The sequence below is a fragment of the Shewanella phaeophyticola genome (assembly GCF_025398315.1).
Taxonomy (GTDB): domain Bacteria; phylum Pseudomonadota; class Gammaproteobacteria; order Enterobacterales; family Shewanellaceae; genus Shewanella; species Shewanella phaeophyticola.
Genome location: NZ_JAODOQ010000001.1, coordinates 644,022 through 662,581 on the forward strand (window position 1 = coordinate 644,022; position 18,560 = coordinate 662,581).

Below are 18,560 nucleotides of genomic sequence, written 5' to 3' on the forward strand. Positions count from 1 at the left end.
AAGTCTCCTACTGTTTAGCTTAATTTGCTTTTTAGCATAACTTCTAGTTTGCCCTGATCGATGGCAAAGTTACGAATACCTTCTGCTAACTTGTCAACAGCCATTGGATCTTCATTAAAATCCCAACGGAATTGTTCTTCAGTGAGCGCAGTTGGCGCAGCAACAGTTGAGGTAGCGGCTACTAATTTACGGCTAATTGTCACATCTGTGTTAGCTAATTCTTCAAGTAGTGCAGAGCCAATGGTTAAACGGTCGCAACCGGCTAACTCGATAATCTCACCGATGTTTCTGAAGCTCGCACCCATCACTACTGTGTTGTAGCCATGTTGCTTGTAGTAGTTGTAAATTTCAGTAACAGACACTACACCCGGGTCAGTTTCTGCGGTGTAATCTTGACCTGTGTCTTTTTTATACCAATCTAAAATACGGCCGACAAAAGGCGAGATAAGGTATACGCCAGCTTCAGCACAAGCTCTTGCTTGGGCAAAACTAAACAGTAAGGTTAAGTTACAGTTGATGCCTTCTTTTTCGAGCTCTTTTGCAGCGCAAATGCCTTCCCAAGTAGAGGCCAATTTAATAAGAATGCGTGACTTATCAATACCCGCTTCTTGGTAAAGTTTAATTAGTTTGTGAGCTTTATCAATTGAGCGTTGTTTGTCGAACGATAAGCGTGCATCAACTTCTGTAGAAATGCGGCCAGGTACTAATTTTAAAATTTCCACACCGATGTTCACAGCCAGTTTATCGCCAGCATCTTCGATTTGTTGCTCAATGCTGCTGCTCTGTGTTTTAGCCCAAGCAATCGAGTCATCAATAAGCGGTGCATATTCTGGAATTTGAGATGCTTTTAAAATTAATGATGGATTGGTCGTGGCATCTTCAGGCTGGTAACGCTTAATTGCCTCTATGTCGCCCGTATCAGCAACGATGGTAGTGAATGACTTGAGTTGCGCGAGTGTGTTGGCCATGGAAATTTCCTCTCGATAAGCAATTAATATAAATCTATACCTTTATTAGAAGCGATTATAGCGATTATTCCAACTTAATTTGTAAAAAAATTACGAAAAAAACCATTATTTTCGCTTAAATTTAATTGATATTGTTGCTAAACAGACAGAATTGGTTAACCAAGTTGAACTTGATTGGCAATTCAGTTACCGCAACGTCAGTGTTAGTCACTGTTGTATTGGTTTTTAGGTCGTTCTGAAAATAAAAAAGCCGCTGCAAGCAGCGACTTTAAAGTGTAGCGTATTTTTTGTAAAAATTAACGCATTACTGGACGCTTTTCAGTACCAGTAATAATCGCTTCGATGCGACGGTTTACACGGTTTGCTTCAGCAGAGCTACCTTGCATAACGGGTTTAGTTACGCCATAACCTACAGAGCTGATACGGCTAGAGCTAATGCCATATTTAGTGTTTAATGCATTTGCTACAGCTACAGCACGACGCTCAGAAAGCTTCATGTTGTATTCTGCTTTACCTACGTTAGACGCGTGGCCTTCTATAGATACAGTGTGCTGTGGGTACTTAGTTAAATAGTCAGCTAATTTTTCTAAATCAGCAAATGAACCAGAACGGATTTCAGCAGAATCGTTAGCGAATAAAATGCCGCCTAAATCATGCTTAGTTGTGATGCTTTCATAAACAGTGCAACCTGTTGCATCAACTTTGTGAGTCATTGGCGTGTCTGCACATTTGTCGATGTTGTTTGTTACGCCATCTTTGTCGTCATCGCCAGGTGCGGCAACAACAGCGGCAACAACTGGTGCAGCAGCAACAGGTGCTGGGCTCGCAGTACCAAAACGGTAGCTAAGTGCTAAACCCCAGTAGTTGCTTTCCATTTTAAGGTTATCTAAAACGTCAGCATCCATGTTTTCGTAGCGACGGTACTTAGCTTGTAATTTTAGGTTGTCGGTAAAGTTATAACCAACACCTGCACCAAGAAATAAACCAACACCTGAATCACTCAAGTTTGCGCCGTTAATTTTTTTGTCGTTTTCTAGAAGATAGCTGTAAGTACCTACTTCTGAAGAAAGGCTCCACTTGTCAGCTAATGGATAAAAACCAACAACACCAACACTAACACCGGTAGCACCAACGTCATACATGTTGCCGTTAGTACCAGTCCATTCTGCGTTGCCTAGATCACGGTAACCAACTTCAATACCGATGTTTTCGTTAAATAAATAGCCACCAAACACATCCCATGCATATGGGTCATCGTCACCACATGTCAATGCGTTGTCGCAATTCTGTTCGTAATCGTTAATGCCCAAACCACCACCAATATACCAAGGAGTCATTTCTTCAGCGGCAGAAGCTGCAAAAGGTAACATTGAGGTGAGTAATACTACTTTTAATGTGTTCTTCATCATAATTTTTAGTCCATTGTTATTTTACTCCACCATACATGCATGTAACGGAGTTGTTAGGGTCATGCATTGCTGACACTTAGTGTGGTGATTCTTTGTGTTTTAGTCAGCGCGGCAATTATGAGCCGTAATTAGATGTTTTTCTATAGTAAAAAGGATTAATTTTTTGTAATGGTCAATATAACGACGCTGTTATAATATTGACTCTTAAAGTAAATATTTTTTAAAACAACATGTTAGCGCTTTTGGTTTTGTGTGTGAATGATTGATAAACAATAGTAGATTTAACCTCTATTTTTTAACAAGTTAATCTAAAACACCTAAGGAAATGTCGTTTTTATTGCGCAGCAGACAAAAAAATACGCCTTTACGGCGTATTTTTTATCTAACTGACTGAATTAACGAGTCCATACCCAGTTTTCAATCTCTTCTGGGTCTACACCGTTGGCTTTGATGTAGTTCTTGTGATCAACTAAGCGTTGTAACATGTCTGTTGTAATTGCAACATGTTGAGTTTCATCAATCACACCTTGTTGGAACAATTTATACGCCATATCGATAACCAGGTGGTAGCGAGACGTCCCGTTACGTACACCCATATCAAATGGTGTAGTGGTTGAACCTTCTTCTTCGTAACCTTTAATGCGGAAGCGACGGTTGCCTTTGTAATCAAACACTAATTTTTTGATGGTATTTGGGTAACCGTGATAGTTAAATACCACACCCTTATCTTCGGTGAACACTTCGTCCATCATCCAAGGTTTGCTTTGGAATTTAAGGCTACCCAAACCGCTACTGTGTAATTCAGATACGCTGACAAAGCGAATGCGAACTCTTGGTAATATTTCACGAATTAATACCAGTGATGCCATACATTCTTGTGTTGCGTAATCACCACAACCCGCTAATACCACATCAGGATTTTCGTCAGAGGCAAAATCCCATACCATGACACCATCTTTAGCTTGTTTACGAGCTTCATCTAATGATAACCATTGTGGTAGCGATTTTTTACCCGCAACAATAATGTTTAACTTGTCTCTGTCTGCATAAGCGCGCTCGGTATAAACCAAGGTGCTGTTAGCATCTGCTGGTAAATAAGCAGAGATAATGTCTGGGTGTTTTTCTAACATAGCGCCAAGGAACGATGGATTCTGGTGAGAATAACCGTTGTGATCTTGACGCTCTAGAAGCGATGAAAGTACTACGTTACATGCAGGAATAGGCTTACGGAAATGAATGCCTTGGCTCGCATGTACATATTTACAATATTGGTCAGCCATTGAAGATACAACTTGTGAGAATGCTTCATAAGTTGGGAACATGCCGTGACGACCCGTTACTGTATAACCATGCAGCATACCGAAAAGCAAGTTTTCTGATAACAGCTCGATGACGCGGCCATCACGAGACATGTCTTCATCCCAACTTTCAATTGGCCACTGCCAAGCGCGATCTGTTTCTTCAAATACTGCTTGTAATTGGTTTGAATAGGTTTCATCTGGGCTGAAAATACGCAAGTTACGTTGGTCACGGTTTAATTTGAATGCATCACGCATCCATTGGCTGCATTTTCAACATTGAGAAACCGCGCTGACCACGTGGGGTTTCAGCACCGTATCCCAATTTCGTTAAATCAGGGTTTGCCAGTGCACGTACCACTTCACCGCCGTAACTTAGACGTTGACGGCCACAGCAGAGATCTTTTGGTGGCATTAAAGACATGATGTCTTTGTCAAATACTAACTCACCTGTTTCTGTCGTTTGTACTAACTCTTCAAACTTGTAGCTGGCTAACCATGCGTCAAGTGCCGCAAGGTGGCCTTTATCTTTAGCACAGTTGTTGACAATCACTTGGTGTGATTCGCAGTTACCTTCTAGTTTTTTACCATCGTATTCAGATGTACCTGTCCAACCTTTTGCTGTGCGCATTAAAATCACAGGCCAACGAGGTTTAACAACATCTTCGCCAGAACGTGCACGACGCTGAATGTCATTAATCATGTCATATGATAAGTCCATTGCTGCTGTCATTTGTTCAAAGACGTCTGTGTCTAGCTGGTCATCAACAATAATTGGATGGTAACCCAAGCCACGGAACTCGAGATCTAATTCTTCATGGCTCATACGACCCATGCGTGTTGGGTACTGAAATCTTATAGCCATTGATATGTACTATTGGCAGTACTGCACCGTTATTAGCTGGAGAAACTAAACGGTTAGCATACCAAGACGCAGCTAATGGAGTCGGTTTCTGCTTCACCGTCGCCAATTAAACAGGCTGCAATAAGGTTTGGATTATCAAGTACTGAGCCCCAAGCAACAGAAAGTGAATAGCCTAACTCACCACCTTCTAGAATTTGTCCTGGTGCTTCAGGGTTTGCGTGTGAAGGATAGCCGTACGCAGCAGAGAATTTTTTACAAATATCTTCAATGCCCGTTTCGGTATAAGGGATTGTTTCAGGATAGAAGTGGCTTAATGAACCTTCAACAAATAGGTTAGCTTGTACTGCAGGGAAACCATGACCAGGACCGACAAGGTAAATAAATTCACGCTTATGTTTAACAATTAAACGGTTAACGTTGGCATAGACAAAGTTGATACCCGGGCAGGTGCCCCAGTGTCCAAGAAGACGTGGTTTGATATCTGTGTGCTGTAAAGGACGTTTGAATAGCACGTTTTGCTTTAGATAAATTTGTGAAGTAGCAAGGAAGTTGGTTGCTCTTACATATTTCTTTAGCGCGGTGATCTCATTTGAGTTAGCCATAGTGACCTCGGTTAAAAGTGAAAATATTTAATTAACTTTCTTGGGGAACACTGTATTCGTAATTTAGTTACAATAATGTGGCCTTTATCTAATTTTTGAGCAATGTTTGTTTATCTAGATCGCACTTTTTTAGGTTTTGGTGCTAATCGATTGAAATTTAATAACGATTCACTGGAATTTTATAAATAGAGCATTAATTAGAGAAGTGATAAAGTGTGATGCGGTTCACTTGTGGGTTTTGTTTTAATTGTGTTGCCTTCACGTGTTATTTACTTAAACAATCCATTTATTAGATAACATGGTTTTAGCATTCAAGGACTTCGGCAAACAATACCTATGAATCATCATGCTTTAGCTTTTATAATGTTTGATTAACTTGACGTCCAAACGTATTACGCAGAACAGTTTGCACAGTGACGTGCTTAGTCTGTTTTTGTAGAGATCATTATTCAGGTATAAATCTGAAACAGAAAAATAACCTTACAACGGGGAAGATAAATCAATATGGCAATGTTAGAAACGATCATTAATTTCATGAACAGCCTACTATGGGGCAAGTTATTGGTATACGGCTTGGTTGGTGCAGGTCTGTTTTTTACCATACGTCTTGGCTTTATTCAGATAACTCACTTTGTTCATGGCATTAAAGTATTATCTATCAGTCGTCGTCCTGGTAGGCATGGACTGTCATCATTTCAAGTATTTTGTACCAGTATGGCGGCCCGAGTTGGCGCTGGTAATATGGCTGGTGTTGCCGTCGCTATTGGTACAGCTGGCTCAGGTGCTGTGTTCTGGATGTGGAGCCATTGCTGTGCTAGGTATGGCTACCGCGATGATTGAATCAACCTTAGCTCAAGTTTATAAAGTGAAAGATACTGACGGGCAATACCGTGGCGGTCCTGCTTATTATATGGAAAAAGGCTTGGTGCAACGTTGGATGGGGGTATTGTTTTCATTCTTCTTAATTTTAGCTTTTGGTTTAGTCTTTAATGCCGTGCAAGCTAACACCATCACCGGGGCAATGACTCAAGTATTTGGTTTTGAGCCTACCTATATCGGCATTGGTATTGTGATATGCAGTGCATTTGTGATTACAGGTGGCTTAAAGAAAGTTGCTAAAGCCTCTGAATTAATCGTGCCAGTCATGGCTGTTGCCTATATCGCTATTGCGTTTGTGGTGGTGGCAATGAATATTGAACAACTCCCAGATGTATTTATGTTGGTGATAAACAGTGCTTTTGGCTGGCAAGAAGCAGCCGCTGGTGGTATTGCTTATAGTGTTGCACAAGCAATGCAAGCGGGTATTGCGCGAGGTTTGTTTTCAAACGAAGCTGGGATGGGGAGTGCTGCTAACGTTGCTGCAAGTGCATCACCCAATCCTAACCACCCAGCATCACAAGGCTTTGTGCAAATGATGGGAGTATTTGTAGACACTATCGTGATTTGTACTGCAACTGCAGCTATTATTTTACTTTCTGGTGATGCTGCTGCCGGCTCTGACGGTATTGCTAAAACCATTAGCGCTTTAACCAGCCATGTTGGTGACTGGGGCGGTGCCTTTATTGCTTTTGCTATTTTGCTGTTCTGTTTTACCTCTATTATTGCTAACTATTCCTACGCTGAAACCAATGTAATGTTTTTGTCTGGTAACAGTAAAAAAGCCTTACCCATTTTCCGTATTGTTGTTTTATGCATGGTGATGTTTGGTTCACTCGCTAAAATCAGTTTAGTGTGGGACTTAGCGGACGTATCAATGGGCTTGATGGCGATTGTTAACTTGGTGGCGCTAGTGTTGTTATCTGGTTTAGCGGTTCGAGTTATTAACGATTACCGTGAACAAATCGATGCGGGTATTGATCCTAAATTCGACACGAGCAAATTTCCTGAGTTAGCAGATCAGTTAGAAGAAAAAATTTGGCCTAATTCAGCTGAAACAGCCAAAAAGTAAGTTTTACCTATTAAGATAATCGAAAAAACCATGTCATTGCGGCATGGTTTTTTTATATCAGTTCAGTATCATAAAGCCATGATTTTATTTGGAGCGAACTTATGCTGGTTTTAGTTTCACCTGCGAAAACATTGGATTTTGAAAATCCTCCAATAACCAACACTTTTACTCAAGCGCCTATGTTAAAGCAAAGCCAAGAGTTGATAGATGTTTGCCGTGAGTTAACCCCAATGGACATTGCCAGCTTAATGAAAGTAAGCGATAACATTGCAGGGTTAAATGCAGCCCGTTTTGCAGACTGGCAACCTCCTTTTACGCTCGATAATGCTAAGCAAGCTATCTTTGCATTTAGAGGCGATGTGTATACTGGCTTTGATGCTGATAACTTATCTAAAGCACAAATTGCCGCTAGCCAAAAGCATTTGCGCATTTTGTCTGGTTTGTATGGCTTGCTCAAACCACTTGATTTAATTCAGCCATATCGTTTAGAAATGGGGACCAAATTGGCTAATCCTAAAGGCAGTAATCTTTATGCTTTTTGGGGAGAAACCATTACCGAGGAAGTGAATAAGGCATTAAAAGAGCAGGGCGATGATATTATTGTTAACTTAGCATCGAACGAATATTTTAAGTCGGTCAAGGTCAAGCAACTTGCAGGAACGCTTATTACGCCAGTGTTTAAAGACTGTAAGAATGGCCAATTTAAGGTGATTAGCTTTTATGCTAAAAAAGCGCGGGGTTTGATGGCTCGTTATATTGTTGACACTCAACCTAAGAGTATCGAACAACTAACCCAGTTTGATCTTGAAGGCTACTACTACAGCGAAGAGCAATCTACACCGGCAAAACCAGTCTTTTTACGTGCTGAACAAACCTAGTAAGCTGTTTTTAGTCCTACTACTTTGTAAAAATAAAGCCCTCAATTAAATATGTAGTTGAGGGCTTTTTACTGTTTAAGCGTTATGGTGCTTATATTTTAGTGCTGCTGTTGTTTTTGTTTGAGAGGTCTTAAATCAATTTCAGACTGCGCCATCATGTAAGCAAATTGTGCATAAGCGGCTGCACTTTGAGCCAGTTTTTTAGGATCAATTTTATCTAAGGTATCATTCGGCGTGTGGTGATAATCAAAATAATCAGTGCCATCTTGCCTGAGCGAAGCCACTGGTACGCCTAAGGCTGGCATGATTGATACATCTGGTGCACCAGAAGCTTCGTTATTGCCCATTGCAACGCCAAATAAGGTCATCGCTGAGTGTTCTTGTTTAACTTGCTCATAGGTCTCAGGATTAACCTTAAAGTCAATCTTGTAAACTGGACCTGCGCCAAAGTCTGATTCAGCAGCAATATAGTGTTTATCTAGCTCGTCTGCATGTTGCTCTGCATAGGCTTTTGCACCCACAATACCAACTTCTTCAGCAGCAAATAATACTACCCTGATTGTACGAGCAGGTTTTTGGGGCAAATCTTGAATGAGTTTGGCGGCAGTGGTTACGATGGCAACGCCCGCACCATCATCGATAGCGCCAGTGCCTTCATCCCAAGAGTCTAAGTGAGCACCAATTAATACTATCTCATCAGGTTTGCTACTGCCTGTCACCTCAGCAATCACGTTATATGATGTGGCTATGCCTTGGTTTTCAGAGGTCATGTTTAAAGACAATACCACTTTAGGATTACGCTTTAGCATGGCATTAATTAAATCAGCATCTGGGTTAGACATTGCAGCAGCAGGGATTTTAGGTACGCCTTCCTGATAGCGCATCATGCCAGTGTGCGCCATTCTGTCATGATCAGTACCAATAGAGCGGATCACAATCGCTACAGCGCCTTTTTCAGCTGCGGCAATCGCCCCGCGAGAACGGCCGCCAACGGACTCTCCGTAACCTTTGCCTGTAATGTGGCGTTCGGTTTTATGGTCGATAAAGACAATTTTCCCTTCAATGCGACCAGGAGAGGCCTGGGTTAATTCTTCTAAACTTTCAAAGCGAACAATAGGAGCTTGAATGCCATTAACGGGTGTGGCAATACTGCCACCTAGCGCAGTAACCACTAGAGGTTGCTCATACGGAGATACCACACTTGCATAAGCAGTTCCGCGTGACCATGCAGGTACTTGAACCGACTCTTTGTACACTTTATCAAAACCCATCAACCACAACCTTTCCATTGCCCACTCAACGGCAACGATGTCTTTTTCTGTGCCAGCGAGCCTAGGTCCGACTTCAACGGTAAGCGACTCAACAATGTCATAGCTCAAACGAGATGCTAATGCTTGTTTTGCCAGTTGTTGGCTGATTTGGGCGTCATCTGAACTATTAATGGCTATTGTTGAGGTTGAAGATTGAGTTGGCAATATATTTTGGCAGCCAACAAGTGCGACAAAAATGGCGCCGACGAGGCTGGCTGTTTGATAGTGTTTCATGAGTTTCCTTTGATTATTTTAGCTAAGTCTCATTTTTTAAAACAATCTACCAAAAAGTGTGCTTTATGTCCCGACTCTATTTGTAAGGTAACGCTATATTAGAGCGGGGTTAGATTAGGAGAACATACTCGTGATGAATATAGAAAAAATGCAGCAACAAGCAGATCATGCAGTAGTGTTGCTAAAAGCATTAGCAAATGAACGTAGATTGTTTATTTTGTGCCATCTTCTTAATGAAGGTGAAATGTGTGTCGGAGAGATGAATAAAAAATTAGGGCTAAGCCAATCGGCTTTATCTCAACATTTGGCATGGCTTCGAAAAGATAATTTAGTATGCACCAGAAAAGAAGCACAAACGGTTTTCTATTCATTGAAGAGTGATGAGGTAAAAGAGCTGATCCAAGTGCTAAACAATATGTATTGCCATTAATACTATCTCACGAACGTCTTAATGAATCGTTCATTAAGACGTTTCGCGTTTTCTTGTCTGTAACTGTGATAACTTCAATTGGTTTTACGACACAATAAATTAAGCTCATGGTGAGTATCAATTGTGAGTCTGCAAACCTAGTTTAAATATCGTCTATTTTTTCAAATACCAAACTCATTATCGGCATTGTGTACTGCCTTTTGGTTAATTTGTGCTTATGTTTATATTGTGCTCTAATCATTGGTATTAGTGAAAGCCTTGTTGGATGGAGATGGCTTTGCAGGTAAAGTTTTGGCATTGTTATGCTATCGCAGGATTAGGCGGCTAAATTTTAGGTATAAAAAAACCGGCCAAAGCCGGTTTTTTAAAATCTTAAATCGTAAGAATTAAGCAGCTAATGCTTTGATTCTTGCGTTTAAGCGTGCCTTTTGACGAGCGGCTTTATTCTTGTGAATAAGACCTTTAGTCGCCATACGGTCAACAATTGGTTGTGCAGTAGCGAATGCTTCTGTAGCCGCTTTATGGTCACCGCTTTTGATAGCAGCGATAACTTTTTTAACGTATGTACGTAACATTGAGCGACGGCTAGCGTTATGCTGACGACGCTTTTCAGACTGAAGCGCGCGCTTCTTTGCAGACTTGCTATTAGCCAAGGTGCAACTCCTAAAAACTGGATTTGATACTTTTAAAGGCCGAGGAATATGCCTGCTTTTTATCGTCTTGTCAACGACTGCGATTGAATATTCATCATAAAGATAAATTAATCCAACCTAGCATGCCTATCTTCAACCCAACTCGTGTAATATGTGGCGCAATTCTACCAGCTCTTTAGTCGGTGTGACAGGGCTAGAATCGAATATTTGTCATAAATCCCATTAATTTTCTTTGAAGTGACTGAGTCTCTGGGGGCTGTTTGAGCAAAAAATTATTTAAATCAGGTCTAATTGTGAGTGTTATGACCCTGATTTCGCGAGTGTTAGGTTTAGTTCGCGACGTAGTCATTGCCAACTTAATGGGCGCAGGTAGCAGTGCAGATGTATTTTTCTTTGCTAATAAAATTCCTAACTTTTTAAGACGTTTGTTTGCTGAAGGTGCTTTTGCTCAAGCTTTTGTGCCTGTTTTAACCGAATATCAAGAAAAAATGACCCCAGAAGATACGCGGGAGCTGATCGGTAAAGTGGCTGGTACCTTGGGCTTATTGGTGACCATTGTCACTTTATTTGGCGTGGTTTGTTCGCCAGTGCTAGCTGCACTTTTTGGTGGTGGTTGGTTTTTAGATTGGTTAAATGATGGCTCAAATGCTGAAAAATTTGAGCTGGCATCATTAATGCTCAAAATAACCTTCCCATATTTGTGGTTTATTACTTTTACCGCACTGGCGGGCTCAATTTTAAATACTCGTGGACGCTTTGCTGTATCGGCATTTACACCAGTGTTTTTAAATGTCGCCATTATTTCTTTTGCGATGTGGTATGCCGATACCCTAGAAAACCCTGAAATTGGTTTAGCTTGGGGTGTATTTACTGGTGGTTTGATTCAGTTTTTATTCCAAATCCCTTTTTTAATACGCGAAAAGGCACTAGTAAAGCCCTCTTGGGGATGGCGTCACCCTGGCGTGGTTAAAATTCGAACGTTAATGGTTCCGGCCTTATTTGGTGTATCGGTATCGCAAATCAACTTATTGTTTGACACGTTTATCGCCAGCTTTTTAATGACGGGCTCAATTAGTTGGTTGTATTACGCTGACAGATTACTCGAATTTCCTTTAGGGTTGTTTGGTATTGCCATCGCAACGGTAATATTACCGGCTTTGTCACAAAAACATGTTAATGCTCAGGGGTCAGGTTTCAATCAAACAATGGATTGGGGCGTCAAAGCTATTTTGTTGTTAGGCACACCAGCCATGCTTGGGTTAATTATATTGGCTAAGCCGATGTTGATGGTGTTGTTTATGCGCGGGGCATTTAGTATTAACGATGTTGAAATGGCTTCGTACAGTTTGGTGGCTTATGGCTGTGGCTTATTAAGTTTTATGATGATTAAGGTATTAGCGCCAGGTTATTACTCGCGCCAAGATACCAAAACCCCAGTCAAATACGGAATCATTGCCATGGTGAGTAACATGGGCTTTAACTTAATATTCGCCATACCCTTTGGATATGTCGGTTTAGCACTGGCGACATCATTGTCGGCGTTGTTAAACGCAAGCCTTTTGTACCGTGGTCTTCATCGTGCGGGTGTGTATAAAATGAGCCGGCAAACGCTTTTCTTTACCGCGAAAGTGATTGTGGCCACCGCTATAATGACATTGGTGATTATCTATTTTATGCCGCAAATAAGCGAATGGCTTGAATGGCATACATTTGAACGCATAGTGATGCTATTTGAATTGATAGTGGGCGGCGCCTTTGTGTATTTATTGAGTTTACTTGTCATGGGCGTTCGACCTTGGAAAATAAAACGTCAAACAACGGCAAACTGAGATAAGCATTGACTCGCCTTGCAAGGCGAGTCACTCATAAAGCGAGTGGAATTATATGAGGTGGAAACTCGCATCTGACATTGGTTTGGGTATATAATCTGCCGATTTACAATTGGCAGTTATTGAGCGTAATGGAATTAATCCGCGGTATACACAATATTTTACCTTCTCATCATGGTTGCGTATTAACCATCGGGAATTTTGACGGTGTCCATCGTGGTCATGCGCAAGTGATAAGCAACTTAGTTAATAAGGCGCATCACTTTCAATTGCCAGCCACTGTAATGACGTTTGAGCCACAGCCACAAGAACGGTTTCGTGGTGCAGATGCTCCAGCTCGCTTAAGTCTATTACGTGACAAAATTCGGTTGCTCGATGAGCTTAAAATCGAACAATTGCTGTGTATTAACTTTACTGCCGCTTTTGCTAATCAACCAGCTGAAGTCTTTATTGAAGATCTGCTGGTCAAAAAACTGGGTGTGAAATATTTGGTTGTAGGTGACGATTTTTGCTTTGGTCAAGGTCGCGTCGGCAATTTTAATATGTTGGTTGCTGCGGGTAAAAAGTTTGGCTTTACTGTGGTGAGCACTCAAAGCTTTATGGTGGGCTCACTTAGAGTCAGTTCTACTGCAGTGAGAGAGCAACTTGCATTAGGTCACCTAGAGCAAGCTAGACGCTTATTAGGGCATCCTTTCATACTCAGCGGTCGTGTTGCTCACGGGCAAAAAATTGGCCGCACTATTGGATTTCCTACTGCTAATATTGCGTTAAAAAGACATGTTGTTCCGGTGCGCGGCGTGTTTGCTGTGCGTTTATATTGGGATGGCAGTGATATTTATGAAGGTGTTGCTAATGTGGGTTTTAGACCAACAGTGAATGGGCAAACCTGTCGATTAGAAGTTCACTTGTTTGATTTTTCCGGTGATTTATACGGTAAACGAGTGGAAGTAGAGTTAGTAGCAAAAATCCGTGATGAACAACCTTTTGAATCATTGGATGCGCTAAAAAAACAAATTTTAAATGATGCAAACGAAGCGCGGGCTTTGTTTAGCAACGATGCTAGCTGAAACTAATCAGCTTTAATAACGGTATGGGATCAATGAGCGACTATAAATTTACTTTGAATTTGCCGGAAACAGAGTTTCCGATGCGCGGTAATTTGGCAAATCGCGAGCCAGAAATGTTAACTCGCTGGACGCAAGATGGACTGTACCAACAGATCCGTGACAGCCGTACTGGCCGTAAACCTTTCATTTTGCACGATGGCTCTCCATACGCTAATGGCAGCATTCATATTGGTCACTCTGTAAATAAAATTCTGAAAGACATTATTATTAAGTCAAAAACCATGTCAGGTTTTGACGCACCTTATATTCCTGGTTGGGATTGTCATGGTTTACCTATTGAGCTCAAAGTAGAGCAAAAAGTGGGTAAGCCTGGGGTTAAAATCTCTGCAGCAGAATTTCGCGAAGAATGTCGCAAATATGCTGCAACCCAAGTTGCCGGTCAACGCGATGACTTTATCCGCTTAGGCGTATTGGGTGATTGGCAAAATCCGTATTTGACCATGGATTTTTCAACTGAAGCGAATATCGTTCGCTCGCTAGCAAAAGTTATCGACAGTGGCCATTTGCATAAAGGCGTTAAACCAGTGCATTGGTGTACCGACTGTGGCTCTGCGTTGGCTGAAGCAGAAGTTGAATACGAAGATAAAACCTCACCAGCAATCGATGTGGCTTTTGTTGCAGTAGACAGCGCTGCCGTGGCTGCTAAATTTGGTGTTGAACACTATGCCAAACCAGTTTCAATGGCCATTTGGACCACCACCCCGTGGACACTGCCTGCTAACCGCGCGTTATCACTTAGCCCTGAATTAGATTACAGTCTGGTTGAATTTACCAAAGAAGGTGAAACAACCACACTGGTTTTAGCACAAGTGTTGGTTGAGTCTTGTCTTGAGCGTTATGGCGCCGAGTCACACACTGTTTTAGGTGAAGTGAAAGGTGCTGAGCTTGAGCTTATGCGCTTTAATCACCCATTCTATGCATTCGACGTCCCAGCTATTTTAGGCGACCATGTTACAACGGATGCAGGTACCGGTATTGTTCATACTGCACCAGGCCATGGTCAAGATGACTTTGTGGTGGGTCAAAAGTATGGTCTAGAAGTGGCAAACCCTGTTGGCGATAATGGTGTTTATAAGCCAGATACAGAATTCTTTGCCGGTCAGCATGTATTTAAAGCCAATGCGAGTGTGGTTGAATTACTTGAAGAGAAAGGCGCGTTATTATTGCATGTGCCCTATCGTCATAGTTACCCACATTGCTGGCGTCACAAAACCCCGATTATTTTCCGTGCAACGCCACAATGGTTTATCTCTATGGATAATCATGGTTTACGTTCGCAAGCATTGAAAGAAATTGAACAAACGCAGTGGATCCCTGATTGGGGGCAAAGCCGTATCGAAAAAATGGTAGAAAACCGCCCAGACTGGTGTATTTCACGTCAACGTACCTGGGGTGTACCAATCACATTATTTGTACATCGCGAAACAGAAGAGTTACATCCAGATAGCGTGTCACTAATGGAGCGTGTTGCGCATCGTATAGAGCAGCAAGGCATTCAAGCATGGTGGGACCTTGATGCAAGTGAGTTACTCGGTGATGAAGCCGATAAATACCGCAAAGTCACTGACACATTAGATGTATGGTATGACTCTGGTTCAACCTTCTCATCTGTGGTTGCTGCGCGCCCTGAGTTTCACGGTCACGAAATCGATTTATACCTAGAAGGTAGCGATCAACACCGTGGTTGGTTTATGTCGTCGCTAATGATTTCAACTGCGATGAATGGTAAAGCACCTTATAAGCAAGTACTAACCCATGGTTTTACCGTTGATGGTAAAGGCCGCAAAATGTCAAAATCTGTGGGTAACGTGATTGCACCATTACAAGTGACCAATAAACTCGGCGCTGACATTTTACGTTTGTGGGTTGCGGCCACCGATTACAGCGGTGAAATGACTGTATCTGACGAAATTTTAAATCGCAGTGCTGATGCATATCGCCGTATTCGTAACACTGCACGTTTCTTGTTAGCAAACTTAAGTGGTTTCAATCCAGAAACGGACATGATTGCGTCAGAAGACATGGTTGCACTAGACCGTTGGGTTGTTCGCCGTGCAGCAGCGTTACAGAAAGAAATCATCGAAGCATATGATCAATATAACTTCCACCAGGTGACTCAAAAGCTGATGCAGTTCTGTTCAGTTGAGTTAGGTAGTTTTTATCTTGATATCATTAAAGATCGCCAATATACCGCTAAGCAAGAAGGACATGCTCGTCGTAGTTGTCAGTCTGCATTATTCCATATTGCAGAAGCAATGGTACGTTGGATGACACCCATCCTTAGCTTTACCGCTGACGAAGTTTGGCAATTATTGCCTGGTAAGCGTGAAAAATACGTATTTACCCAAGAGTGGTATCAAGGCCTTGATGCTGTCACTTTAGATACTGATTTAAGTGATGACTATTGGGCTAAGCTGTTAGATGTTCGTAACGAAGTGAACAAAGTGCTTGAGCAAGCACGTCGTGATAAGCGTATTGGTGGTTCATTAGAAGCTGAGCTTACGCTATATGCTGATGCTGAATTAGCTGCGCAGTTAGCAAAAGTCGGTGATGAACTTCGCTTTGTATTATTGACTTCTAAAGCGGCGGTTGCTGATTTATCTCAAGCGGGCGATGACGCAATTGAAACCGAGTTAAGCTCACTTAAATTAGTGGTTAGCAAAAGTGAAGCTCAGAAATGTGAGCGCTGCTGGCACTACCGTGAAGAGGTTGGCACCATCGAAGCTCACCCAACATTGTGTCAACGTTGTGTGACCAATATTGAAGGTGAAGGCGAACAACGCGAATTCGCTTAAGGAAGTACAAATAATGAGTTCTGTGCCATTAACTTGGAAAGACAGTGGCTTGCGTTGGTATTGGGTAGCTGCATTGGTGTTTTTAGCCGATCAGCTATCTAAGCAATGGGTACTGAGCAACTTCGAATTGTATGACTCGGTTAACCTACTGCCATTTTTTAACTTCACCTACGTAAGAAATTACGGCGCAGCATTTAGCTTTTTAAGTGATGCCGGTGGCTGGCAACGTTGGTTATTTACCGTTATTGCGGTGGGGTTTAGTACTTTATTAACCATTTGGCTTCGTAAACAGTCGCACACGATGTGGCGCAGTAATTTAGCTTTTACCCTTGTAATTGGTGGTGCGTTAGGTAATTTAGTCGATCGCTTAATGCATGGCTTTGTGGTGGATTTTATTGATTTTTACTGGAACACCAGCCATTACCCAGCCTTTAATATCGCCGATGCCGGCATTTTTGTTGGTGCGATATTAATCATTTGGGAATCGTTTAAACCAGAAGCTAAAGCGTCAGAGGAGCAATCTCACCGTGACTGATTTATCTAAACAAGATGGCCATGCACTTGTATGCCATATGAATATCGTGCTTGAAGACGGCTCAACAGCCGATAGTACTAAAGCCTCGGGTAAACCTGCTCGTTTAAACATTGGTGATAATAGTTTAAGTCCTGCATTTGAAGCTCAACTTAAAGGCTTGAAAGAGGGTGATAAGCATCAATTTACACTCGCACCGCAAGATGCGTTTGGTGAATCAAATCCTGATGCAATCCATTATATGGACAGAAGCCGTTTCCCTGCAGACATGAAGCTTGAAACCGGTGTGATAGTGAGCTTTGCATGGGCCTGGAGGTAGTGAGATCCCTGGTGTTGTGCGTGACACTGCGGGTGATTCAATTACCGTTGACTTAAACCATCCATTAGCCGGCCACACCATTACATTTGAACTTGAAGTGGTCAGTGTTATAACGGAATAAAGGCAGAATATGTTGAAAGTTGATCCTACATCTCCTGAACTGAGCATTTTACTGGCTAACCCTCGAGGTTTCTGCGCTGGAGTCGACCGTGCCATTAGCATTGTTGAACGCGCATTAGAATTATTTGAACCGCCTATCTATGTACGTCATGAAGTGGTGCACAATCGTTATGTGGTTGAAAATCTCAAACAACGCGGGGCAATCTTTGTTGATGAACTTGAGCAAGTACCTGATAACAGCATTGTCATATTCAGTGCTCATGGTGTGTCACAAGCGGTAAGAAAAGAAGCTAAAGAGCGTGGGCTGAAGGTGTTTGACGCAACCTGTCCTTTAGTGACTAAAGTGCATTTACAAGTGACTCGTGCCAGCCGTAAAGGTATTGAATGTATTTTGATTGGTCACGAAGGTCATCCAGAAGTTGAAGGCACAATGGGTCAATATGATAACCCTAATGGTGGTGTTTATCTTATTGAATCACCTGAAGATGTTCAAAGCTTACAAGTTAACAATCCTGAAAACTTATGTTTTGTTACCCAAACAACGCTTTCAGTAGATGACACTTTAGATATTATCGAAGCCTTACAACAACGTTTCCCTTCAATCGAAGGACCTCGTAAAGATGATATTTGCTATGCAACTCAAAACCGTCAAGATGCCGTGCGTAGCATGTCTGCTGAAGTTGATTTATTGATTGTTGTTGGTTCAAAAAACAGCTCTAACTCTAATCGGTTACGTGAGCTAGCTGAAAAAACAGGTACGCAATCTTATTTAGTTGATACCGCTGCAGATGTTGAAGCAATTTGGTTTGATAATGTCAGCAAAGTGGCCGTAACTGCAGGCGCTTCAGCACCTGAAGTATTGGTTCAACAGGTTGTTAACGCAATTGCTACATTAGCACCGAGTGTTATTACTGAAGTAGAAGGTCGAAAAGAAGATACGGTTTTTGCTGTCCCTGCAGAATTAAGATAGTTAAATCATAGATCTAAACTTATTAACCCGCAGCTATTATTAGTTGCGGGTTTTTTGTACTTGTGTGATAAACCGAGTATAATACCGATTAATTGTTATGAGTAAGATAATTATGTGAACTTATTGTAACTTTATAAATCAGTGTAAATATTTATTGTTACTACTTTCTGATTACTTTTAGCTCAGCTATGCTTATCTATGGCTTAAAGTAATTATAAGTGTGTTATTTTTAAGGTAAAACCAAGATTTAATTATCTTTTCATGGAGGTTTGG

Annotated in this window: 11 protein-coding genes and 3 pseudogenes; 9 read left to right on the forward strand and 5 right to left on the reverse strand. The window is 41.6% G+C overall.

All coding sequences use genetic code 11. The features are described 5' to 3' along the window. Positions 1-14: 14 nt before the first annotated feature. The 3 genes and pseudogenes from tal to N4T56_RS03070 form a co-directional block, all read right to left on the reverse strand. The gene (gene tal, locus N4T56_RS03060) at positions 15-968 is read right to left on the reverse strand and encodes a transaldolase (protein WP_261732171.1); all 954 of its coding nucleotides are present in this window, start codon (positions 966-968) and stop codon (positions 15-17) included. Between the two features lie 296 nt (positions 969-1,264). Next, entirely contained in the window at positions 1,265-2,377 is a 1,113-nt protein-coding gene (locus N4T56_RS03065; RefSeq protein ID WP_261732172.1) for an OmpA family protein, read from the reverse strand. Positions 2,378-2,772: 395 nt separating this feature from the next. After that, positions 2,773-5,142, reverse strand: a pseudogene (locus N4T56_RS03070) (phosphoketolase family protein). A gap of 510 nt (positions 5,143-5,652) precedes the next feature. Between N4T56_RS03070 and N4T56_RS03075 the strand changes: the two are divergent. After that, positions 5,653-7,090, forward strand: a pseudogene (locus N4T56_RS03075) (alanine/glycine:cation symporter family protein). 101 nt (positions 7,091-7,191) lie between these two features. Continuing rightward, positions 7,192-7,968 carry a peroxide stress protein YaaA gene (yaaA, locus tag N4T56_RS03080; protein WP_261732173.1) on the forward strand — a complete coding sequence of 259 codons (777 nt, stop codon included), beginning with the start codon at positions 7,192-7,194 and terminating at the stop codon, positions 7,966-7,968. Between the two features lie 98 nt (positions 7,969-8,066). On the opposite strand, the gene N4T56_RS03085 is transcribed toward yaaA, so the two are convergent. Continuing rightward, entirely contained in the window at positions 8,067-9,512 is a 1,446-nt protein-coding gene (locus N4T56_RS03085; protein WP_261732174.1) for a M20/M25/M40 family metallo-hydrolase, read from the reverse strand. Between the two features lie 133 nt (positions 9,513-9,645). On the opposite strand from N4T56_RS03085, the gene N4T56_RS03090 reads away from it, so the two are divergent. Further along, positions 9,646-9,942, forward strand: coding sequence for an ArsR/SmtB family transcription factor (locus N4T56_RS03090; protein ID WP_188739374.1), 297 nt, complete (start codon positions 9,646-9,648; stop codon positions 9,940-9,942). A 386-nt stretch (positions 9,943-10,328) separates the two neighbouring features. Here the strand turns inward: N4T56_RS03090 and rpsT are convergent, their stop codons facing one another. Beyond that, the gene (gene rpsT, locus N4T56_RS03095; protein WP_248970283.1) at positions 10,329-10,595 is read right to left on the reverse strand and encodes a 30S ribosomal protein S20; all 267 of its coding nucleotides are present in this window, start codon (positions 10,593-10,595) and stop codon (positions 10,329-10,331) included. Positions 10,596-10,855: 260 nt separating this feature from the next. Between rpsT and murJ the strand changes: the two genes are divergently transcribed. The 6 genes and pseudogenes from murJ to ispH all read left to right on the forward strand — a co-directional run bounded on the left by murJ (position 10,856) and on the right by ispH (position 18,287). Continuing rightward, positions 10,856-12,424 (forward strand): murein biosynthesis integral membrane protein MurJ, encoded by a 1,569-nt coding sequence (murJ, locus tag N4T56_RS03100; RefSeq protein WP_261732175.1) that lies wholly within the window; start codon positions 10,856-10,858, stop codon positions 12,422-12,424. Positions 12,425-12,555: 131 nt separating this feature from the next. Beyond that, positions 12,556-13,491 (forward strand): bifunctional riboflavin kinase/FAD synthetase, encoded by a 936-nt coding sequence (gene ribF / locus N4T56_RS03105; protein WP_261732176.1) that lies wholly within the window; start codon positions 12,556-12,558, stop codon positions 13,489-13,491. Between the two features lie 32 nt (positions 13,492-13,523). Further along, positions 13,524-16,346 carry an isoleucine--tRNA ligase gene (ileS, locus tag N4T56_RS03110; protein ID WP_261732177.1) on the forward strand — a complete coding sequence of 941 codons (2,823 nt, stop codon included), beginning with the start codon at positions 13,524-13,526 and terminating at the stop codon, positions 16,344-16,346. A gap of 22 nt (positions 16,347-16,368) precedes the next feature. Next, complete coding sequence (gene lspA / locus N4T56_RS03115; RefSeq protein ID WP_261734740.1) at positions 16,369-16,881, forward strand: signal peptidase II; 513 nt, start codon at positions 16,369-16,371, stop codon at positions 16,879-16,881. A gap of 37 nt (positions 16,882-16,918) precedes the next feature. After that, a pseudogene (gene fkpB, locus N4T56_RS03120) lies at positions 16,919-17,318 on the forward strand (FKBP-type peptidyl-prolyl cis-trans isomerase). 39 nt (positions 17,319-17,357) lie between these two features. Further along, positions 17,358-18,287 carry a 4-hydroxy-3-methylbut-2-enyl diphosphate reductase gene (gene ispH / locus N4T56_RS03125; protein ID WP_261734741.1) on the forward strand — a complete coding sequence of 310 codons (930 nt, stop codon included), beginning with the start codon at positions 17,358-17,360 and terminating at the stop codon, positions 18,285-18,287. The last annotated feature ends 273 nt before the right edge of the window (positions 18,288-18,560 follow it).